Raw genomic sequence first — 18518 nt, 5'->3', positions numbered from 1 at the left:
TTGGTAGTATTTTTAGCAGTGTCTATCAAACTTTCTGCCATGCTACTATTAAGCTTAGTATTCAAAAAAATCACTTTTAGATTATGACCGAACTGCTTTTGCCATCCATTGCTGAAAACTTTGAACAAAGCAACTTACAACAAATACCGACAGGTGAGCGGCGCTGGATTGGCAATTTGGCAGGTGCATTGCCATCGCTGCTGCTGAGTGAACTGGTTAAATCCTATCAAGACTCAAAACAGCTTATTGTCATGGTGGCACGTAATACCACCCAAGTGGCACAAATCGAAGAAGAGCTGCATTTTTTTGGCATTAAGCCGTATCTGTTCCCAGACTGGGAAACCCTGCCGTATGATCGGTTATCACCGCATCAGGAAATTGTATCCGAGCGCTTGGCGCTACTGGCCAGTATGCCAAAGAGCGGAATTGTGCTGATTGCTGCCAGTACTTTAAGCCAGCGTATTGCGCCACCAAGCTGGTTGCTGGGGCAGCATTTTGATATCCGTAAAGGCCAGAAGTTTGATGTGGAAAACGAACGTCAACGGCTAACCCGTGCTGGCTATCGTGCCGTGGATACCGTATTTGAGCCGGGTGAGTTTGCAGTACGTGGCAGCCTGATGGATATTTTCCCCACGGGGCAGCAAGCACCAATCCGTATTGATTTGTTTGATGACGACATTGAAACCCTGCGCCATTTTGATGTAGAAACCCAGCGCACCACCGAACAAATTGAACAGTTTACCTTGTTGCCAGCGCGTGAATTTCCATTGATAGAGGGACGAGGCGAATTCCGTGCACGTTTTGCCGAGCTGTTTCCACAAGCCAGTCCCAAGAAAATGCCACTGTATCAGGACGTGCTTGATGGCATTGCCGCGCCGGGTTTGGAGTATTACCAGCCACTATTTTTTGAGCGTGATGAGTTTATTGAAGGCGGAACACTGTTCGATTACTTGCCAAAAGACACACTGATTGCCACTGATCTAGCTGTTGAAGATTGTCTGAGCAGCTTCTGGCAAGAAGTCACGCAGCGCTATGAAGACCGCCGCCATAATATTGACCAGCCCATTTTACCGCCAAATGAGCTGTTTCTTACCGTGAATGAGCTGTTTGGCCGCCTGAAAAGCTTTGGCCGACTAGTGCTGTCAGAAAATCCCATCAGTGAACGTGCTGGTGTATTTAATGTGGCTGCTAATGTACCGCCCAAGTTGCCGATTGATTATAGAGCTAGTGATGCGCTATTGGCGTTAAAGGAATTTATCACTAATTTTAACGGGCGCATTTTAATTGTGGCAGAAAGTGCAGGCCGCCGTGAAAGCTTGAAAGACCTGTTTAAGCCTATCCTGCGTGATCTGACCTTATGTGAAAACTTGCAGGAGTTTTTGCAGGGTAGTCATCAGGTGGCTATTGCTGTTGCACCTTTAGAGCGCGGTATCTGGCTGGATATTACTCCTGAGCAGACTGACGCTCGGCAACAATTTGCACTGATTGTGGAAAACCAGCTGTTTGAGCAGCGGGTGGTTCAGCGTCGCCGTCGCAAAACCAGCGAAGTGTCAGAAGAATTTCTGGTTAAAAGCTTGTCTGAGCTGTCGATTGGCGCACCTGTCGTTCATATTGACCATGGCGTTGGGCGTTATGGTGGTTTGGTTACACTGGAAATTGACGAGCAAACCCATGAATTTTTGCAGGTTGATTATGCCGACAATGCCAAGGTGTATGTGCCGGTTGCCAACCTGCAACTGATCAGCCGTTATAGTGGCGGTGACCCGGAACATGCGCCACTGCATAAACTGGGCACGGATACCTGGAATAAGGCCAAACGCAAGGCACTGGAAAAAATCCATGATGTGGCCGCAGAGCTATTAAACATTCAGGCCCGTCGGCAGGCCAAACCGGGCTTGGCATTTGAAATTGATGAGCATGCCTACCAGCAATTTGCCAACAGCTTTGCTTTTGAAGAAACACTGGATCAGGCCAATGCCATTGCAGGCACCCTGTATGACATGAGCCAGGACAAGCCCATGGACCGACTGGTGTGTGGCGACGTGGGCTTTGGTAAAACCGAAGTGGCCATGCGGGCTGCATTTGTGGCCGTGCATGCGGGCAAGCAGGTGGCTGTACTGGTTCCTACCACGCTATTGGCGCAGCAACATTATGAGAACTTTAAGGATCGTTTTGCCGACTGGCCAGTACGTATTGAAGTACTGTCGCGTTTTGGCTCTACCAAAGACCAGAAAAAAGCCATTGCCGATTTAAGTGAAGGCAAAGTGGATATCGTCATTGGAACACATAAATTATTACAGCAAGGCATCCAGTTTCATGATCTGGGCCTGATGATTGTGGATGAAGAACACCGTTTTGGCGTACGCGACAAAGAAAAAATCAAGGCATTACGTGCCGATGTAGACATGCTAACGCTGACCGCAACACCAATTCCACGTACCCTGAACATGGCATTTTCCGGCATGCGTGACCTGTCGATTATTGCCACGCCACCAGCCCGTCGTCTGGCGGTAAAAACCTTTGTGATGGAGCACAATAATCCCACGGTAAAAGAAGCGATTTTGCGTGAATTGTTACGTGGTGGGCAGGTGTATTTCCTGCATAATGACGTTGATTCCATTGAGCGTGCGGCAGAAGAGTTGCGTCGCTTGCTGCCAGAAGCGCGTGTAGCGGTGGCACATGGACAAATGCGCGAGCGTGAACTGGAGCATGTGATGCAGCAGTTTTATCACAAGCAATTTAATGTGCTGGTGTGCTCCACCATTATTGAAACGGGTATTGATGTGCCAAGTGCCAATACCATTATTATTGAACGTGCTGACAAGCTGGGCCTGGCACAATTACATCAGCTACGGGGCCGTGTTGGCCGCTCGCATCATCAGGCTTATGCCTATCTGCTGGTGCCTTCCATTAAGCATTTAAAAGGCGATGCCGAAAAGCGGCTGGATGCCATTCAGCGTGCGTCTAATCTGGGTGCTGGCTTCTTGCTGGCCACCGAAGATCTGGAAATTCGGGGAGCAGGCGAACTGCTGGGTGAAGAGCAAAGTGGCAACATGCAGGCAATTGGCTATAGCCTGTATATGGACATGCTGGAGCGTGCCACCAAGGCAATTCAAAATGGCAAGTCATTTAATCTGGATGAACCGTTATCGTTAACCTCCGAAATTAACCTGCACATGCCAGCCCTGATTCCCGATGATTACTTGAGTGATGTGCATCAGCGGTTACTGTTTTACAAGCGCATCAGTAATGTATCGGAGGTGGACAAGCTGAACGACATCCGCATGGAAATGATAGACCGTTTTGGCCTGTTACCAAAGCCTGCGCAAAACCTGTTTGCCGTGCATCAGATGAGAATCAAGGCTGAGAAACTTGGCATTGAAAAAATGGACATTAACGTCAATGGTGGCTTGATCGAATTTTCACCGGATACCCCGGTTGAAGCCATTACGATTATTAAGCTGATGCAGGCCAAACCCACCATGTATCGTATGGAGGGTGGCCAGCGCTTGAAGATTTCTGCCCAGTTGCAGGAAGCTGATGCACGGATTGAATTTATTGTGCAGTTGTTGCAGCAACTTAGTGGTCAGGATGAGGTGGCACAACAGCAACAAGCGGCTAAAGGGTTGAGTGAGGGCAGTGGTAAGGCTAAGAAAAAGCGGAAGTAGTTTTCATGAATCGGTATCGAAATATTTATATTTAAAACTATCGGCTAAATTTAAATTATTGAATAACCTGTTTAATAGTGAAAGAGGTCTGCGCAATTGGGGTTAAATCATTATTCATTTGATAATACTTAACGTCATAATTTCCAGCTTTCCAGCCCTTGTCAGGGGAAAAACTAGTCCAGTTTTGCTGACTGCCTGCATTAACTGTGGTAGGGGTAAATAACAGGATTTCTCCTGTATCCCGATTAACCCACCGGACAAAAACCTGACTGTCTTGGGGAAATTTTCCCATAGTGTCAAAGTGCGCAAAAATTTCCTGACTTTTATAAACTTGCGCTAAATTTTCTGATTGTCTGGGCATTAACTGATTGCTTGATACAGCGAGCTGACCTGAAAGCTTATTCTCAATTTTGTCGATATCGCTCAATTCATTAATGAGACGATTGGTAAACTGTCTTTTATCTTTAATACCCGATAAATCTGCGTTCGGAAAAGCTTTTTTTAAATAGGTATTGATAGTTTGTTCGGGGGCTTTCGCCACAATATTTTGAATGTCAGTCACATTGCTCTGATTAATAAGCTTGCCTGATTGCTCCGCTTGCACAATATTGTTTAAAACTGCTGTCGTATGAGAGGCGTTATCTGTACTAATTTTTTCTAAAGGACTCTGTATAACATCTTTGGGTGGATCTGAAGAATCCAAGGGCTGATTGGCCTTGAATTGGGCAGCAAAATAACCCAATCCAAAAGCGCAAATCGCAATAGCAAAATTTAATTTAAACGAGTAGATCATTTATTAATTAGCAGAGCATTTAAGCGATACGCCATTAATGCTTACACCATTTGCAAAGCTAACACCTTGCGAACTCACTTGTGCTTTAGTAAATCCTGTGCCACTTAACAGCCGCAAACTACCCGATACGCAAACACCTGTTTGTTGGCCTGATGAGAGGTTAACAGTACAGCCATCCTGTGTAACCTGATAGATAGTAGAAGTGGTGGCAGTACAGGCTGTAGTAATAGTTGATCCATTGGTATCTGAATCTGTGGTACACCCTGAACAATCGCGATTGGTAGAGTTGCTACAATTATCGTAGGTTCTTTGGCTAGGGCACTGATATTTGGTTCCATTCACAGTGACTTCGCCATTAAAAGACGAGTTAAAGCTGTCGCCACTTCCACCGCCGCCGCAGGCACTTAATAGCAAAACAATAGCGGCTAGTGGAAATTTATACATTTTCATTATATTTACCTTTTATTAAGTTAGATGTTTTAACGCTGGAAATATAATTAAAAGCAGTCTTAGCGTCAAAACAATTACGGTATGGATTGACACTAAACATACATATAATTCATCACACAGCAGTTGATGAACACAAGGTTAAATAGTTTCTCAGATCATGCGCTGCCAAAAGGTCACTTCAGACAAGGTATGCTGAAATTTACGCTTGGTTTCCCGAATGACAAACGCCACTTCTACAGGTTGCTGAATTAGTTGGAAGTGCTGGCTCAGCAGGGCTTGCAAACCATCAAATGTGCTAAAGGTTTCACCATCCTTTTTAAAGCCGCCAATCCAGTCCTTACGAGGGGTATGTTCGCTAAGCCATGTATAGGGCGAGGCCAGCATTAGTACGCCACCAATATTTAAGCGTTCGTGAATATGGTTTAAAAACTTGGCCGGATCATACAAACGGTCAATTAAATTGGCAGCCATAATAAAGTCATAACCTGTCAGTACCGGTTTTAAATTACAGGCATCACCCTGAAAAAATTCAACTTTAGCGGTCGTATTGCTCAGGCCAAGATCAGCAAGCGTGCGTGATTTATAGGAAACCAGCTCGCCTTCATCAATTAAGGTATAACGCAAGGTGGCCCCATTGGCCAGTTGAACGGCCTGACCAATAAAGCGGGCTGAAAAATCAACACCTGTCACGTCATCAAAATATTGTGCCAGTTCAAATGTGGCGCGGCCAGATGCACAGCCTAAATCCAGTGCTTTGTGTCTTGGTAGTTGCTGAAGCTCAGGAGTATTCAGCGTTTGCATGGACAAATCAACTAGCGCCTTACTAAAATTGGCTACACCGAAGTATTCATCGCCATAGTGGAATTCGGCATATTCCGACATCAATTTGTCAGTTTCATAATGTGAGCTTGGCACAGGGTTAATATCTCCGGATACAACATAGCGAAAACCGGCATGCTGAAAAAAATGTCGACGAAATGCGTAACGCGATGACCGCAGGCTTTCATTACCGCTAGAAATCCAGGAGCCACCCTTAATCAGGTTATGCCGTTCATCAAAGGTTGGTGTGGTGAAGTCATCATAAATCGGATGCACGTCAAAGCCTTCAAATGGATAAATCGGTGTTTCTGTCCATTGCCACACATTGCCCACTACATCATAAAAATCACCATGTTTAAACTGATTAACCGGGCAGGGCGATGCACCATGATCTAAATGTAAATTGGCAGGGGCGGCAGTTGATCCAATTTCCTGCATACCTGACACATCATACAACCGATACCATTCATCTTCAGTAGGCAAGCGCACTGGCTGACCTGTCTGCAACTTTTTCCAGTTACAAAATGCCTTGGCTTCATGATAGTTCACTTCCACGGGCCAATCCCATGGCATAGTGGCTTCGGCCGTCATTAGGCGCAAATACCAGCCATCCGGCTTTTTACGCCAAAACGTCGGATATTGTGCCTTGCTAAACGCTAGCCAGCCGTGGCCTTCTTCAGTCCAATATTCGGGTTTCTGGTAGCCCCCAATATTCACAAATTCCAGAAACTCCTGATTACTTACCAAATACTCTGATGCTTTAAAGGCACTAATATCTGCTTCGTGTACGCCATATTCATTATCCCAGCCATAAAAAGGGCTGGTTTTATCCTTACCCAGCAGCACTTTGCCAGCGGCAACACTCATCAATTGATTCTCTGGCGCAGGGCCGCTAATCCGGTTGGGCTGCCACTTGAGTGATGGTTTAACCATTGAAAGATGATGCTGGCGGATTAGTACGGATGAGGTCTCCAGATGAATGCGTTCATGCTCAATTCCCATGATAATGGCCCACCACGGGTTATCCCAGTCAATCGGCATTTGCAGTGGGGCGTGGTCAATTAACTCCAGCACCAATTGACGCACCTTGTCCCGATACGCCTTAACTTCATGCACTTTGGGCCAGCTATAATTGGCATCATTCAGGTCGTCCCAGCTCATTTCATCCACGCCCACCGCAAAAATGGATTCCATGCGCTCATCAACACGCTGGCTAATTAATCGGGTAAGCAATAACTTATTAATAAAAAATGTAGCGGTATGACCATAATAAAAAATCAGTGGATGGCGCAGGCTAATGGATTTGGTATAAAACGCGTTATCACTGGCAAGGCAGTCAAACAGGGATTCATACGTATTAAAGGTATCCAGAAAATAATGCCGCAAGGTACTGCGCATTTCGGTTTCGTCACTATCGCGTAGATTGGGCGTGCGTGAGAATAGGGCGGGAGTCTTTAGCATATTTCGCGGATGATCCTGTTGAACATCCATTGCGGATTTGCGCACAGCAGTGTTAGGGGAATTTTGGTTATGATCTTTTTTAATACGATCTGGATTTGAATTTATTTTTCTCTGAACCGATGTTTCTGAAAACATCATTAAGCTCCTCAGTGATGAGAACAGGCCAACTTAAAAAATAGACATGGGCTGCACCATATGCTCAAGATTTTAAGGCCTGTGATTAAACCCCAATTTAAAATTAATATTTAGCAATCAATATTAAAAAAGACCAGTTGCGTGGTAGTGCAATGACTTAAGCTAGACTGCCAGATTTTCTTATATTGTTAAGTAACGATATATAGTGTGCTGCTTAGTAAATTGGTATCTGCCAATTTTAAGATAAAGTAAGTATTTTGCTAATGAATTGCTTTTATTGAACTTTAAAATTATCTGGCAAATATAAAAAGAGCCGCCAAAGCGACTCTTTCTTAACACAGCGGCCAGTATTAAACAGCTTGCTTGGCTTTTACTTTCACAAAGTTATAGGCACTTGGCTTGATCTTGCGGGTTTCCATCCAGTAGCGCCAGGTATAACCCGGCCAGATGGTAAAGTTTTTGCCGTCAGCCTGCTGATACCAGCTCACACAACCACCATTTTGCCATACTGTGCCTTTAAGTTTTTTCTGCACGTTGTCATTAAATTCGGCTTGAACGTCTGGTTTAACATCCAGATAGTCGGCCTTTTTCTTCTCAACGGTTTTAATCGCGTCCAGAATATAGTTGGCCTGTGCTTCAATCATAAAGATAATGGAGTTATGACCTAGCGCCGTATTTGGCCCAACCAGCTGGAACAGGTTGGGATAGCCTGCCACACTAATACCATAAAATGCTTCAGCGCCATCTTTCCAGTCATTCATCAGTTCACGGCCATTTAAACCCGTGCATGGGAAATCCTTCATGTAAATGCGCGGGTCAACAATAAAGCCTGTACCCAGTACCACACAGTCCGCTTCACGATGCGTACCATCGCGGGTAATAATACCGGTTTCAGTAAACTCCTGAATGCTGTCCAGAATCAGGTCAACATTTTTGCGGGTAAACGTTGGGTAGTATTTATTGGAAATCAGAATGCGCTTACAGCCCATCACATAGTTTGGTGTTAATTTTTTGGCCAGTGCCTTGTCGCCTTTCACCTGATAGCGAATAAACAGCTCAATGGCTTTTTGTGCGGTTTCCATAATCTTGGGATGGAAAATCGGCATCACACGGGATTCATTGCTCCAGTACAAACGCGCACGGTGAATCTGGCGGGCAAACGGTACTTTTTCAAACAATGCTTTATCGAAGTTGCCATATTTACGTTCATCACGCGGAATCACCCAGGCTGGTGTGCGCTGGTAAACGTCCAGTTGTTTTACCAGTGGGGCGATTTCTGGAATATATTGAATTGCACTACCGCCAGTGCCAATAGAGGCCACTTTCTTGCCGGTCAGGTCATAACTGTGATCCCACTGCGCGGAGTGGAAAATCTTGCCCTTGAACTTTTCCATACCTTTATAGTTTGGAATTTGCGGCACATGTAGCGGGCCAGATGCCAGCACGACAAATTTGGTTGTCAGCACAGAGCCGTCTTTTAGGTTTAATGTCCAGAATGCATTTTGTTCATCAAACTGGGCGCCAACCACTTCGGCATTGAATTTCAAATATTGACGCAAGCCAAATTTTTCAGTGGTTTCCTGAATATAGTTATAAATCTCAGGACGTTCGGCGTAACGCTTGGACCAGTCGGTCTTAGGCGCAAAGGAAAACGAATACATATGGGATTGCACATCGCAGGCTGCACCCGGATAGCTGTTTTCGCGCCATGTTCCACCGACATCATCGGCTTTTTCCAGCAACAAAAAGTCTTTACGGCCTTCCTGTAGCATGCGGATTGCCATGCCCAGACCACCAAAACCAGCGCCAATAATGACCATTTCCAGCACGCGGGATGCATCGGAGGACGGTCCACCATTCATTTTTGGGTTTACTGAAGCATTCATGTCAGGCTCCTGGGCAACAATAGGTAAGACATTTTTTAAAGAAAAAATATAATCTGGGGGCAATACTAAATAAGTGCGCGATGATAAACCATGCTAAGGTTGACATGGAAATTGTTTTTTTCGGCAAAAGCACTTTTTTGTAAACTGTGCTAAATATTCTGTTTAGTGAAATTTGCCCAGTAAAAATTTTTAGTAGCGACTGTATCTATCATATGTCTAGCTGTGATGGTCAGGCCAATTAACCATGCGTATAAGGTAATCAGATAGGGAAGCTATGGCCAAACGCTCGGTACTGGGGTTGTTATATTTATTGCAGGGATTGCAGGCTGCCGGAGAGGATATGCAAGCCATCTTGCACAATTTGGCACTGGATATCACACAGCTTGATCCATCAGCCGCCATTGACCTTGAGCTGGAATATGCCATTCAAAAGCAGCTTGTCGGGCAAATTCGCCATCCGGCCATTGGCCTTTATATTGGTCAGCAGTTTAATCTGGCAGGCTATGGCCCATTACTGATGTTGCTGATGACCAGCCCGGATTTGCAGGCTGCCATGCGGCTGGGTGTTTATTATCAAAAAATCACTTTTTTATTTGGCAAGCTTGCCTTAAGCCAGCAGCAGGATTTAACCATCCTCACCTATGATTCACTGGAAACTGATCCGGTATTGCATCGCTTTCGGGCCGATGCTGAAATTGCCGGCACTTTGAAACTGCTGAAAGACATGCAGGCGGCACTGGGTATGCAGATTCCGCTTGAACGGATTGATTTGCCATTTAGCACGCCGCGAAATGAACATATCTTGCAGCAATACCAGCAGTTTTATGAGGTGCCATTGTATTTTGACCAGCCATATGGGGCTTTTTACTGCAAAACAGCGAATTTGAATCTCCCGATTATGGTAGCCGATGCTGCCACACATCAGCGTTACCGCCAGCAGTGTGATGAGGTGCTCCAGCAGTATTTGCAGGAAGAGCAACAGGGTGTATCCATTAAGGAACAGGTGCTGGATTATTTAAAAATGCAGCGACATTTTTTGCCACCTATCGCCGCGGTTGCTACTGCACTGGGCCTATCAGAGCGTACTTTGCGTTATCGGCTGGCTGAGCAGGACACCAGTTTTCGCAAGTTGCGTGACCAACTGCGGTTTGAGCAGGCCTGCCAGTTGCTGTTGTCCAGCAATGATTCCATTGAGCAGATTGCAGAAAAACTGCATTACAACGAAGCCTCGGCCTTTGCGCATGCCTTTATGCGCTGGAGTGAACAAAGTCCCAAGCAGTACCGTAAGGCACAGCAAGGTAAACAGGCTGTAAAAAAATAAGTTTCTGTTTGGTTTAATGATTAGATTTTAGTCTTACGCTATTACAACTGTGAGGCAAACCCCGTAATATACCACTCTGCTTTTCACTGGTTTTAGTGATAAAGACTGATAGGGATTTCTTGTATTAGGACTCTTTCAACAATAAGGTTTTAGATTGGTTGAAATGGCCGAATATCAGGTAATCATTAATGAATGAAGTCTTTTGATGTTACGGTTTTGATTTGTATTAGGGCTTGAGGGCCATAGCCATGAGCGATATCCAGATTGCTGCGCCAGCCGGTTCATTGCAAGTGCGGGCGCTTTGGCAAAAGTCTGACGATGTGGTGCTGATTTGCCATCCGCATCCGCTATTTGGCGGTACTATGGATAACAAAGTAGTAACCACGCTGGCACGTTTTTTTAAAAACCAGAATGTGTCGGTTGTCACCTTTAACTTTCGTGGTGTGGGCAGCAGTACCGGACAGCATGCCAATGGCACTGGCGAAATTGATGATGCCTTGGCTGTGCTCAACTGGATAATCCAGCAAAACCAGTTTCAAAACCAGCCTGATGCAAAACCTCGCCAACTGTATCTGGCCGGGTTCTCCTTTGGGGCCTATATTGCCGCAGCCGTGGCCTCGCGCTTTAACCAGCAGCAAATTAATGCAGAATTAACTGCTTTTAAGCTGGTTAAAACCTTTCTGGTTGCGCCGCCAGTGCATCATTATCCTATGCATGACTTAAGCCTTGAGCCGGATACCGTGGTACTGATGGGTGATGCGGATGAAGTTGTACCGCCTGCCGAGGTGATTTCATGGGCAACACAGCTTGACCTGTCACTGATTATGATGCCAAATTGCAGCCATTTTTTTCATGGGCATTTGCCGGAGTTGGGCCAGCAATTGGCACAGCATTTTCCCTGAAGTTTTGGAATATGGTTTTAACGCATTTTTGATCTGGTTTGAAAAATTTTCAGTTCCGCGTTTTTTGGATTTACTGAGTCAACCGCAGTTTTAGAGCAGCCTATATGAGTATTGAAGCGCCAGAACATCCCAAAAATCCTTATGCGCCGGATGCGCGTTCTCCCGAGCAGCGCTATACGGATGCGCTGGCGTCTGGCCAGTTTATGCCGGATGAAGAGCAGGGCGCGGCCATTCATGCACTGGATGAGGTCTGGCAAAAACTGGTGCAACGCTATGAAGCGTCCAGAAAACCCTTTGGTCGTTTGATGCAGCCACCCATTCCCAATGGGGTTTATATGTGGGGCGGCGTGGGGCGTGGTAAAACATGGCTGATGGACCAGTTTTTTGAGGCGATTCCATTTCGCCGCAAGATGCGCATGCACTTTCATCATTTTATGCAGCGCGTGCATAAGGAACTTAACAGCCTGACTGGCCAGCGCGATCCCATGGATTCTGTGGCAGACCGTATTTATAAAGATGCAGTGGTAATTTGCTTTGATGAGTTTTTTGTCACCAATGTCACCGATGCCATGATTTTAAGCGACCTGTTTCAAAAGCTGTTTGACCGGGGTATTACGCTGATTGCGACCTCCAATATTGCGCCGGACGGCCTGTATAAAAACGGCATTCACCGTGACCGCTTTTTGCCAGCCATTGCCATGATCAAAAACCGGTGTAAGGTACTCAATGTCGATGCGGGTATTGACTATCGCCTGCGTGTACTGAAACAGGCAAATCTGTATTTAGCACCCCTGACTCACGACGCCGAAATCTGGATGGCAAAACGCTTTGCCGCATTAACCTGTCAGCATACCTATTCGGATGAGCCAATCACTGTCAATGAGCGCTTAATAGAAACCCGGGGCCATACTGAAGATACGCTATGGTGTGATTTTGCCGAGTTGTGCATGAAACCACGTAGCCCGGCAGACTATATTGAGCTTGCCAATACCTACAACACCATTTTGCTGGGTAAAGTGCCCGTTTTAAATGACAATATTGCCGATGCCACACGACGGCTGATTTATCTGGTGGATGAGTTTTATGATCGCCGGGTCAAGCTGATTGTCACTGCGCAGCAATCTATTCTGGAGCTGTATGAGGGTAAAAAGCTGGCATTTGAAATTGAGCGTACCCGTTCACGTTTGCTGGAAATGCAGTCTGATGAATACTTGCAGGCAGAGCATCGTCAGGTGTAATTACGTTAGTTTTCAGCATTCAGTTCTTTTTAAATAAATCAGCCGCTTTATTCCATAGATATCCAGAATAAAGCGGCTTTTTTAATTTAGAAAGTAGCAGTTAAGCCTGCATCAGGTTCGGTGTATTTACACTGTATTTCTGGTAATCCCGATACCAGACCTGATGGCTATACAAACCTTTTAACAACTCAGGCGGCAGTTGATCCTGATAAACCTCAAGCTTGAGCGACCATAATCCCCACTGGTATTGATCCAGTATGATGAAATTGTTGGCAATAAAACGCTCCGAAGATTGCAAAATATCAGCGTCATCCTGTGAGGCATGTTCCAAAGTAATGCCCAAACTGCGCTGTGCCAGACTGGACACAATATATTGCTCTGGCGAGTAGCGCCACAGGCGATCTGGCCATAAGTCATTGGCAGGTTTGGGACGTGTTTCAAACCAGCGCGAGGTGGTGGGTTCTTCCATAAGTGGACAATCAAACAGTTTTTGCATATCCGTACTTAAGCCAAAATAAGCCCAGTCCGACACATGAAATGGCCGTGGCTGAATTTTGGGGCTTAAGTCTTTAAAACTTGCACTTTCATATTTCAGGCTATAAATGGGAAACCCAATAATGCGTTGTTCCAGCACATGCCATGGCGCGTCCACATGGTGAAACTGGTTAAGGTAACTGCTAAATAGCGGATGAAACAGCAGCAAGTCGCTACGGATTTTAAGTGTATAGGGCGTCTTAACCTGTGTCAGCCCGGCTTGGGTTGAAAAAATCAGCCGGTTGCCATTGTTATACAGGTTTTCAGCCTTGGCATTGGGTTTGTAAAAATTGGTGGTTCCCGGATCATCAAGCTGCAAAATAATGTCTGCATCCAGACCTTCCACTGGCTGGTCTTTCCATGTTGATAAAATCAGCGTGGCATGTGGCAAATGTTGCCTGAGCGCTTTAAGCACCTGCCGGGTAATGCCTTGGGGAGCCAATGGGGTGGTCTTAGTAAAAACCGGCCCCTGAATCACGACACTGATATCATGGCTATCAATTGGTTTTTGTGTTTGGTCAGGTGAGGCTGCTGGATGCTGCAAGCAAGCATGCGGCAATGCAGTAGACTGGATATACTGCATCATTTGCGCCGAATTTAACTTGAAAAAATCCTGATGCTTAATCATTTTTCCTGTCATTTCTAGAGTGTAACCTGATTATTTTGGTAGACTGCTTGAATTAGAAGTCTGTGAGTTGTTTTGCACCTGACTCAGGTTATACCGCAATCTGGGTAATCTGGCTGTTCATGAGCAAGGGCATGCGTGGCAAGGCACTTTCCAGTTCTTCCGGTGTACCAAGACAGGTAAAATGTTCGCAGTTTAAACACTGGATATAATGCCCATTTTCAATGGCCCGGTTATACAGCGGGGCAATATAAAACTCACCCTGTTCAGTTATATCATTCATCAAGGAATGTTTGATGGAATACAGCATCCACGCGGTATCAGAAAAATAATAAGTCCCTGTTGACGCAAGCCGCGAAATAATTTGTTTTTCACGGACTTCAACTACACGGTCTGGCTGGTCATCGTGAGTTCGTGCAAAGCTCCAGCGAGCATCATTCAGGGCAGACTCAAATACCACCAGTCCACCAAATACATCCTCATCCGGCATTTCCATACTCTGAAAAGCAGTATCGGCATTGTGAATGAGGGTAGGCTGGTTTAAGTCCATCATATCGCGCGCCAGATAAACGGTTTCTGCCTGACCCCGGGTCAGGTTTTCCAGAATCTTGATACGCGGTTCAAACATGCCATAAGTTTTGTGAATGTCTTCAATAATCTGCTCGGTAAAGGCATCTTCACGCAAAATAAAAATCAGCCGTGAGGCATATTCCAGAGGAAGCGAATTGGTCGCCCACTGGTACATGGGTTTACCTTGCACATCAATGAGGGGCTTTGGAATCTTAAAGCCTGCTTTACTAAACCGTGAGCCCGCACCAGCCATGGGAATAACAATATTCATTTCAAACTCCTTGATTCGGATTGTGCTTCAGGCACTTTCGGTGACAGCAGTACTAGGCATGCTAGGTGTAGTCACGTGTCTGGAAAGATTAGCGTTGTGGTTAAGCGTAGTTTGAGTATCAGTAATTTCAGCGTCAGTAGTTTTAACGACTTGGACGGCATCAGGGATAACCAGTTCGCCAAGCTGCTCAATGGAGATGTCGAGCCAGTTACCTCCAAAGCGGTAGCCGCGATCATCGATGTAAATATCGGCATTGGGCTTGCCAAACCAGATTTCGTCATACTCAATCTGGTGGTCTTCCAGCCATTGCAACAGGATTTTCCCCTGCCGGGCAATGACCATTCCCACATTGGCATCGCAGGTTTTCATGTGGCGGGCAGTTGCCAGAATAATGTAGTGACCAGCCTTGCGCAGGGCTTTTAATTTTTCTACCGCGCCGGGCAATGGTTGTACATCGGCATAAGTCTGGGTGGCCTGTCTGATTTCACACAGCGTACCGTCAATATCAATACATAATCGCATGTTTAACCTCTTGTTTTTATACTGAAATCACTGTTTCTATGACTGGTGTTTTTACAGGGCCCAGTCCAACTGGCAAGGCCTGTGCTGGTTTGAGGGATGCACTATTGGGTAATGCAGTGTGACCGTTAAATGCATCTTTATTGTCTAGGCAAACCTTGTGATACACGCCGTTAAGCAGCTTGAGGCCAGTCAATAAAAAGGCAATCTGGCGTTTAGGCTGGTCATGGTGCAGGGGCAACATGGTTAAAAACAGCAGGCTTTCCAGCAAGATCAGCTCAGGTACTGCATACGGTGTTTGTGCCCTGATTTTGTCAAACAGCAGATTTTGTAATGTTTCCAGATAATCGGATTGCGGCATGCTGAGTTCAAAATTTAAGCCATCCTGCTCCAGCCGAAATAGATCATTGATAATAAAATCGTAGCGGCCATGAACAGAATGCAGCACCTTGGCAAGGTCGTAACGTGGATCACCCTGATTCACTGAACCCATAAAATCACCACGCGGGTCAATCAATCGTAGTACGCCACTGCCGGGTTCAAACAGGAGATTGGAAAAACACAGGTCGCCATGGACAAAGCTCATTTCAACATTGGTGCTGAGCTGCTTAATCTGTTGCATTAACCAGGGTTGCAGGGTGTTAAAACCTTGTAGAATTTGTCCGTTTAAGCAAATGGTTTCGGCAGCCAGAATTTGCTCAAGTGCGGCACTGGTTTTTGCTTGTGTGAGTCGCGCACTGAGTTTTTGCGCATAAAACTGGTTAAGTGCATTACTGTCAATAAATGGTGGCTTAAGAGATGGTTGACTGGAGTGCAGGCTGGCAGTTTTGGTAAATTGCTGATGAATAAACAGCAGGCGGTCAAAAATGCTGTTCCAGCTATCAATAGGCAGGGCATAGTACACAAAGTACTGTGACAAGGATTTGTAGGGATAATATTCTAGTGAATACCACGCTGTACGATTTACTGTATCCGCATTACTTATGCCAGTATGAACGCCAGAATCGACCAGCCGTGGAAAATAAATCTGCAAATGCGCTGGCAGGTTTTGATAAAAATTCACTTCCTGCTGTATTTTTTGTACTTCACTGGATTGCTTAATCACTATGCCCATTTTTTGGTCAATAGACACCCGGTTAAAGCAGCGGCTGGCCACCATGCTATCGGTATTTGGCTCTGTAGCGGAGTTACAGTCTTCCAGCGGCAGCAAAATTTCCTCACAGTGCTGCTTTACCTGCTGGAAACACGCCTGAATTCTGGAGCCCTGCACAGGCTGGGAGGTTGTGGTTAAGGTGCGGTAACGATGTGCAAAACCTTTAACATCCAGCCAGAAACCCAGTGTTTCACAGGGCGGCTCAGTAGGGGTTTTGGTTGCATGGGCTGGGTTACTGGTATCTTGCTGTTTAGGTGCCGGTTTGGCTTCTTTAACCCAGACCAGTGGGCAGGAATGGTGTGGATCAATTTTCAGATATTGCAATGGGTTAAAGCTGCGGCTCTGAATTTTTTGTATCCAGACAAACGAGGGATTAACCGGGTTATGGCGTAAAAAGATATTAATATAGTGTTGCAGGTATTTTTCACCCTGCACTGACAAGCCGTCAGTCTGTTCAAAAAACCACGAATCCCGCACCTGAAGGCACTTAAAGGTGCAAGCCGGATACAATGACTGGAGCTGCTGGATTTGCTGTTTGACAATGCTGTCAACCTGAAACAGGGCAATCAGGAATTTTTTAAAGCCATGACCAATCAGGTTTTCAATCTGGGCATAAATTAAAGGTTTGCCCTTACTCATCGACCATGCCGTAGAGTGACAGTTCAGGCTGTTTAATTCGGCAAAATCCAGATGATGACTTTCAATTAAAATGGTCCAGTCAAAGACAACAGGAAATTTCTGGCAAAACACATCCGCAGCAAGAGCCTGAGTCATTTATCATTGCCTCGTTTTTAAAATCAAACCGCCACAAGCAGAATCAAAGTTGTTTTATTAAGTCTGTGTGTTGAAGAGCTGATTAAAGGCGAAAAGCGCAGGTATTGTCGTTTTACAAATTGTGTGGAAACACGAACAATTTGTAGTCATTGTTACGCCTAAAGCTGGTTTTTATAAGGGTTGTACAGGTTTCTGAAAGTATTTGATCAAATAATTTTTATTTAATAATGGTTTAAAAAAAATAGCTTCATTAACAAAAATGTCATTACAAGCTGTGATGCAGGACGCAGTTTAAGAGGGGTCAGGATTTTGCTTGCGATACTGGCTGGGAGAGTAGCCGTAAAAACGCTTAAAGGCTTGGCTAAATGAGGTTTCCGAAGCATAACCGACTTTTTCGGCAATGCGTGCAATGCTCTGCTGGTTGTTATAAATCTGACTTTCACGTAAATGCCATGCTGCCAGACGCAAACGGTGGGCTGCCAGATAAGCCAGCGGTGTTTCACCCATGGTGGTACTAAAGCGTTCGGCAAATGCCGAGCGTGACATAAACGCCAGGCTGGCCAGCTCGGCCACGGTCCATGGTTTTTCCGGTGCGGCATGGATTGCGCTTAATACGGGTGCCAGTTGCGGGTCACGCAGCGCGGTCAGCCAGTTTTCCGAACCTTCCGGTAACTGTTCAATGTGGTCGCGCACGCATTCTATTAGCAGCATACCCACTAGCCGGTTGAGCAGGGTATCGCGTCCGGGGCGGCTGCGTTCGGCTTCCAGCGCCAGAAATTGCAGGCCAATCTGTAACCATGGCGGCGCTCCTGTGCCCATGGCATTGCTAATGGTCATTACCACAGGCAGGGCAGTCAGCAGTGGCCGTGCCATGTCCACATCCAGCAAACAGCGAATACTCAGCAGCAGTGTTTGGCCGCGCCCTGAATCACCCAACAATACCGGATCATTGCGATGGCCGTTAAATTCGGGGTACAGGTCATGCGGCTTAATATGCACGGCATTGGGGCTACAGCCATAGACATGATGTTTCTTGCCGCTGGGAATAATGACAATATCACCGCCCTGAATGGCCTGCGGTGCTGGCGCAGTGGAAGATGCCTGCGGGTCAATATGCAGCATGGCATGACCAAACAGCATGATGTGAAAAACAAATTCGCCTTGCGTATCCAGACAAAAGTGCCAGTCATTACGGCCCGAAATATACAGATATTCGGCACCGCGCATGTGTATATCATCCAGAATTTTACTTAAGGCATCCATGGCTGGCTCTGCTGTGCAATGTTTTGGTTTTTATCGCAAATGATGTCAAAAGCGTCTGCAATAGATTTTTTGGACGATCACCACTGGTAGTTATTCTACCATTGGTCAATGATAAGGTCATAGAGTATATGAATGC

At 45.8% G+C, this 18518-nt stretch carries 12 protein-coding genes and 1 pseudogene; 4 read left to right on the top strand and 9 right to left on the bottom strand.

Annotated elements, in window-relative coordinates; translation table 11 throughout:
• Positions 1-83: 83 nt before the first annotated feature.
• Positions 84-3581 (top strand): annotated as a pseudogene (gene mfd, locus BKE30_RS11960) (transcription-repair coupling factor); the annotation flags it as partial.
• Positions 3582-3723: 142 nt separating this feature from the next.
• Here the strand turns inward: mfd and BKE30_RS11955 are convergent.
• The 4 genes from BKE30_RS11955 to BKE30_RS11940 all read right to left on the bottom strand — a co-directional run bounded on the left by BKE30_RS11955 (position 3724) and on the right by BKE30_RS11940 (position 9212).
• On the bottom strand, positions 3724-4461 hold the full coding sequence (locus tag BKE30_RS11955) for a hypothetical protein (protein ID WP_076878817.1): 738 nt from the start codon (positions 4459-4461) through the stop codon (positions 3724-3726).
• Between the two features lie 3 nt (positions 4462-4464).
• Positions 4465-4911: a hypothetical protein gene (locus BKE30_RS15880; RefSeq protein ID WP_076878816.1), complete on the bottom strand. Its 447-nt coding sequence runs from the start codon at positions 4909-4911 to the stop codon at positions 4465-4467.
• A 150-nt stretch (positions 4912-5061) separates the two neighbouring features.
• On the bottom strand, positions 5062-7221 hold the full coding sequence (ovoA, locus tag BKE30_RS11945) for a 5-histidylcysteine sulfoxide synthase (RefSeq protein ID WP_198938080.1): 2160 nt from the start codon (positions 7219-7221) through the stop codon (positions 5062-5064).
• Between the two features lie 455 nt (positions 7222-7676).
• Entirely contained in the window at positions 7677-9212 is a 1536-nt protein-coding gene (locus BKE30_RS11940) for a flavin-containing monooxygenase (RefSeq protein WP_227518399.1), read from the bottom strand.
• Positions 9213-9486: 274 nt separating this feature from the next.
• Here BKE30_RS11940 and BKE30_RS11935 point away from each other — a divergent pair, with 274 nt between their 5' ends.
• The 3 genes from BKE30_RS11935 to zapE all read left to right on the top strand — a co-directional run bounded on the left by BKE30_RS11935 (position 9487) and on the right by zapE (position 12673).
• A complete protein-coding gene (locus BKE30_RS11935) occupies positions 9487-10533 on the top strand; it encodes an AraC family transcriptional regulator (protein WP_076878814.1) in 1047 nt (348 codons plus the stop codon).
• 248 nt (positions 10534-10781) lie between these two features.
• Positions 10782-11435, top strand: coding sequence for an alpha/beta hydrolase (locus BKE30_RS11930; protein WP_083698558.1), 654 nt, complete (start codon positions 10782-10784; stop codon positions 11433-11435).
• A gap of 104 nt (positions 11436-11539) precedes the next feature.
• Positions 11540-12673, top strand: coding sequence for a cell division protein ZapE (gene zapE, locus BKE30_RS11925; RefSeq protein ID WP_076878813.1), 1134 nt, complete (start codon positions 11540-11542; stop codon positions 12671-12673).
• Positions 12674-12773: 100 nt separating this feature from the next.
• On the opposite strand, the gene BKE30_RS11920 is transcribed toward zapE, so the two are convergent.
• The 5 genes from BKE30_RS11920 to BKE30_RS11900 form a co-directional block, all read right to left on the bottom strand.
• Positions 12774-13835, bottom strand: coding sequence for a WavE lipopolysaccharide synthesis family protein (locus BKE30_RS11920; protein WP_076878812.1), 1062 nt, complete (start codon positions 13833-13835; stop codon positions 12774-12776).
• Positions 13836-13923: 88 nt separating this feature from the next.
• The gene (locus tag BKE30_RS11915) at positions 13924-14673 is read right to left on the bottom strand and encodes a glycosyltransferase family 2 protein (protein ID WP_076878811.1); all 750 of its coding nucleotides are present in this window, start codon (positions 14671-14673) and stop codon (positions 13924-13926) included.
• Positions 14674-14700: 27 nt separating this feature from the next.
• On the bottom strand, positions 14701-15195 hold the full coding sequence (locus tag BKE30_RS11910) for an HAD hydrolase family protein (protein ID WP_076878810.1): 495 nt from the start codon (positions 15193-15195) through the stop codon (positions 14701-14703).
• A gap of 16 nt (positions 15196-15211) precedes the next feature.
• Entirely contained in the window at positions 15212-17119 is a 1908-nt protein-coding gene (locus BKE30_RS11905; RefSeq protein WP_076878809.1) for a phosphotransferase, read from the bottom strand.
• 291 nt (positions 17120-17410) lie between these two features.
• Complete coding sequence (locus tag BKE30_RS11900; protein ID WP_076878808.1) at positions 17411-18382, bottom strand: AraC family transcriptional regulator; 972 nt, start codon at positions 18380-18382, stop codon at positions 17411-17413.
• Between the last annotated feature and the right edge of the window lie 136 nt (positions 18383-18518).

The organism is Alkanindiges hydrocarboniclasticus, from assembly GCF_001982605.1.
GTDB lineage: Bacteria > Pseudomonadota > Gammaproteobacteria > Pseudomonadales > Moraxellaceae > Alkanindiges > Alkanindiges hydrocarboniclasticus.
The sequence above is the reverse complement of the archived record's forward strand: the minus strand, read 5'-3'. Positions and strand labels throughout refer to the sequence as shown.

Excerpts from the sequence above, each read along its gene's own strand:
- BKE30_RS11940 (WP_227518399.1), bottom strand. The coding sequence starts at position 9,212 with ATGAATGCTTCAGTAAACCCAAAAATGAATGGTGGACCGTCCTCCGAT.
- BKE30_RS11915 (WP_076878811.1), bottom strand. The coding sequence starts at position 14,673 with ATGAATATTGTTATTCCCATGGCTGGTGCGGGCTCACGGTTTAGTAAA.
- BKE30_RS11905 (WP_076878809.1), bottom strand. The coding sequence starts at position 17,119 with ATGACTCAGGCTCTTGCTGCGGATGTGTTTTGCCAGAAATTTCCTGTT.
- BKE30_RS11935 (WP_076878814.1), top strand. The coding sequence starts at position 9,487 with ATGGCCAAACGCTCGGTACTGGGGTTGTTATATTTATTGCAGGGATTG.
- BKE30_RS11920 (WP_076878812.1), bottom strand. The coding sequence starts at position 13,835 with ATGATTAAGCATCAGGATTTTTTCAAGTTAAATTCGGCGCAAATGATG.
- zapE (WP_076878813.1), top strand. The coding sequence starts at position 11,540 with ATGAGTATTGAAGCGCCAGAACATCCCAAAAATCCTTATGCGCCGGAT.
- BKE30_RS15880 (WP_076878816.1), bottom strand. The coding sequence starts at position 4,911 with ATGAAAATGTATAAATTTCCACTAGCCGCTATTGTTTTGCTATTAAGT.
- BKE30_RS11955 (WP_076878817.1), bottom strand. The coding sequence starts at position 4,461 with ATGATCTACTCGTTTAAATTAAATTTTGCTATTGCGATTTGCGCTTTT.
- BKE30_RS11930 (WP_083698558.1), top strand. The coding sequence starts at position 10,782 with ATGAGCGATATCCAGATTGCTGCGCCAGCCGGTTCATTGCAAGTGCGG.
- BKE30_RS11910 (WP_076878810.1), bottom strand. The coding sequence starts at position 15,195 with ATGCGATTATGTATTGATATTGACGGTACGCTGTGTGAAATCAGACAG.
- BKE30_RS11900 (WP_076878808.1), bottom strand. The coding sequence starts at position 18,382 with ATGGATGCCTTAAGTAAAATTCTGGATGATATACACATGCGCGGTGCC.
- ovoA (WP_198938080.1), bottom strand. The coding sequence starts at position 7,221 with ATGGATGTTCAACAGGATCATCCGCGAAATATGCTAAAGACTCCCGCC.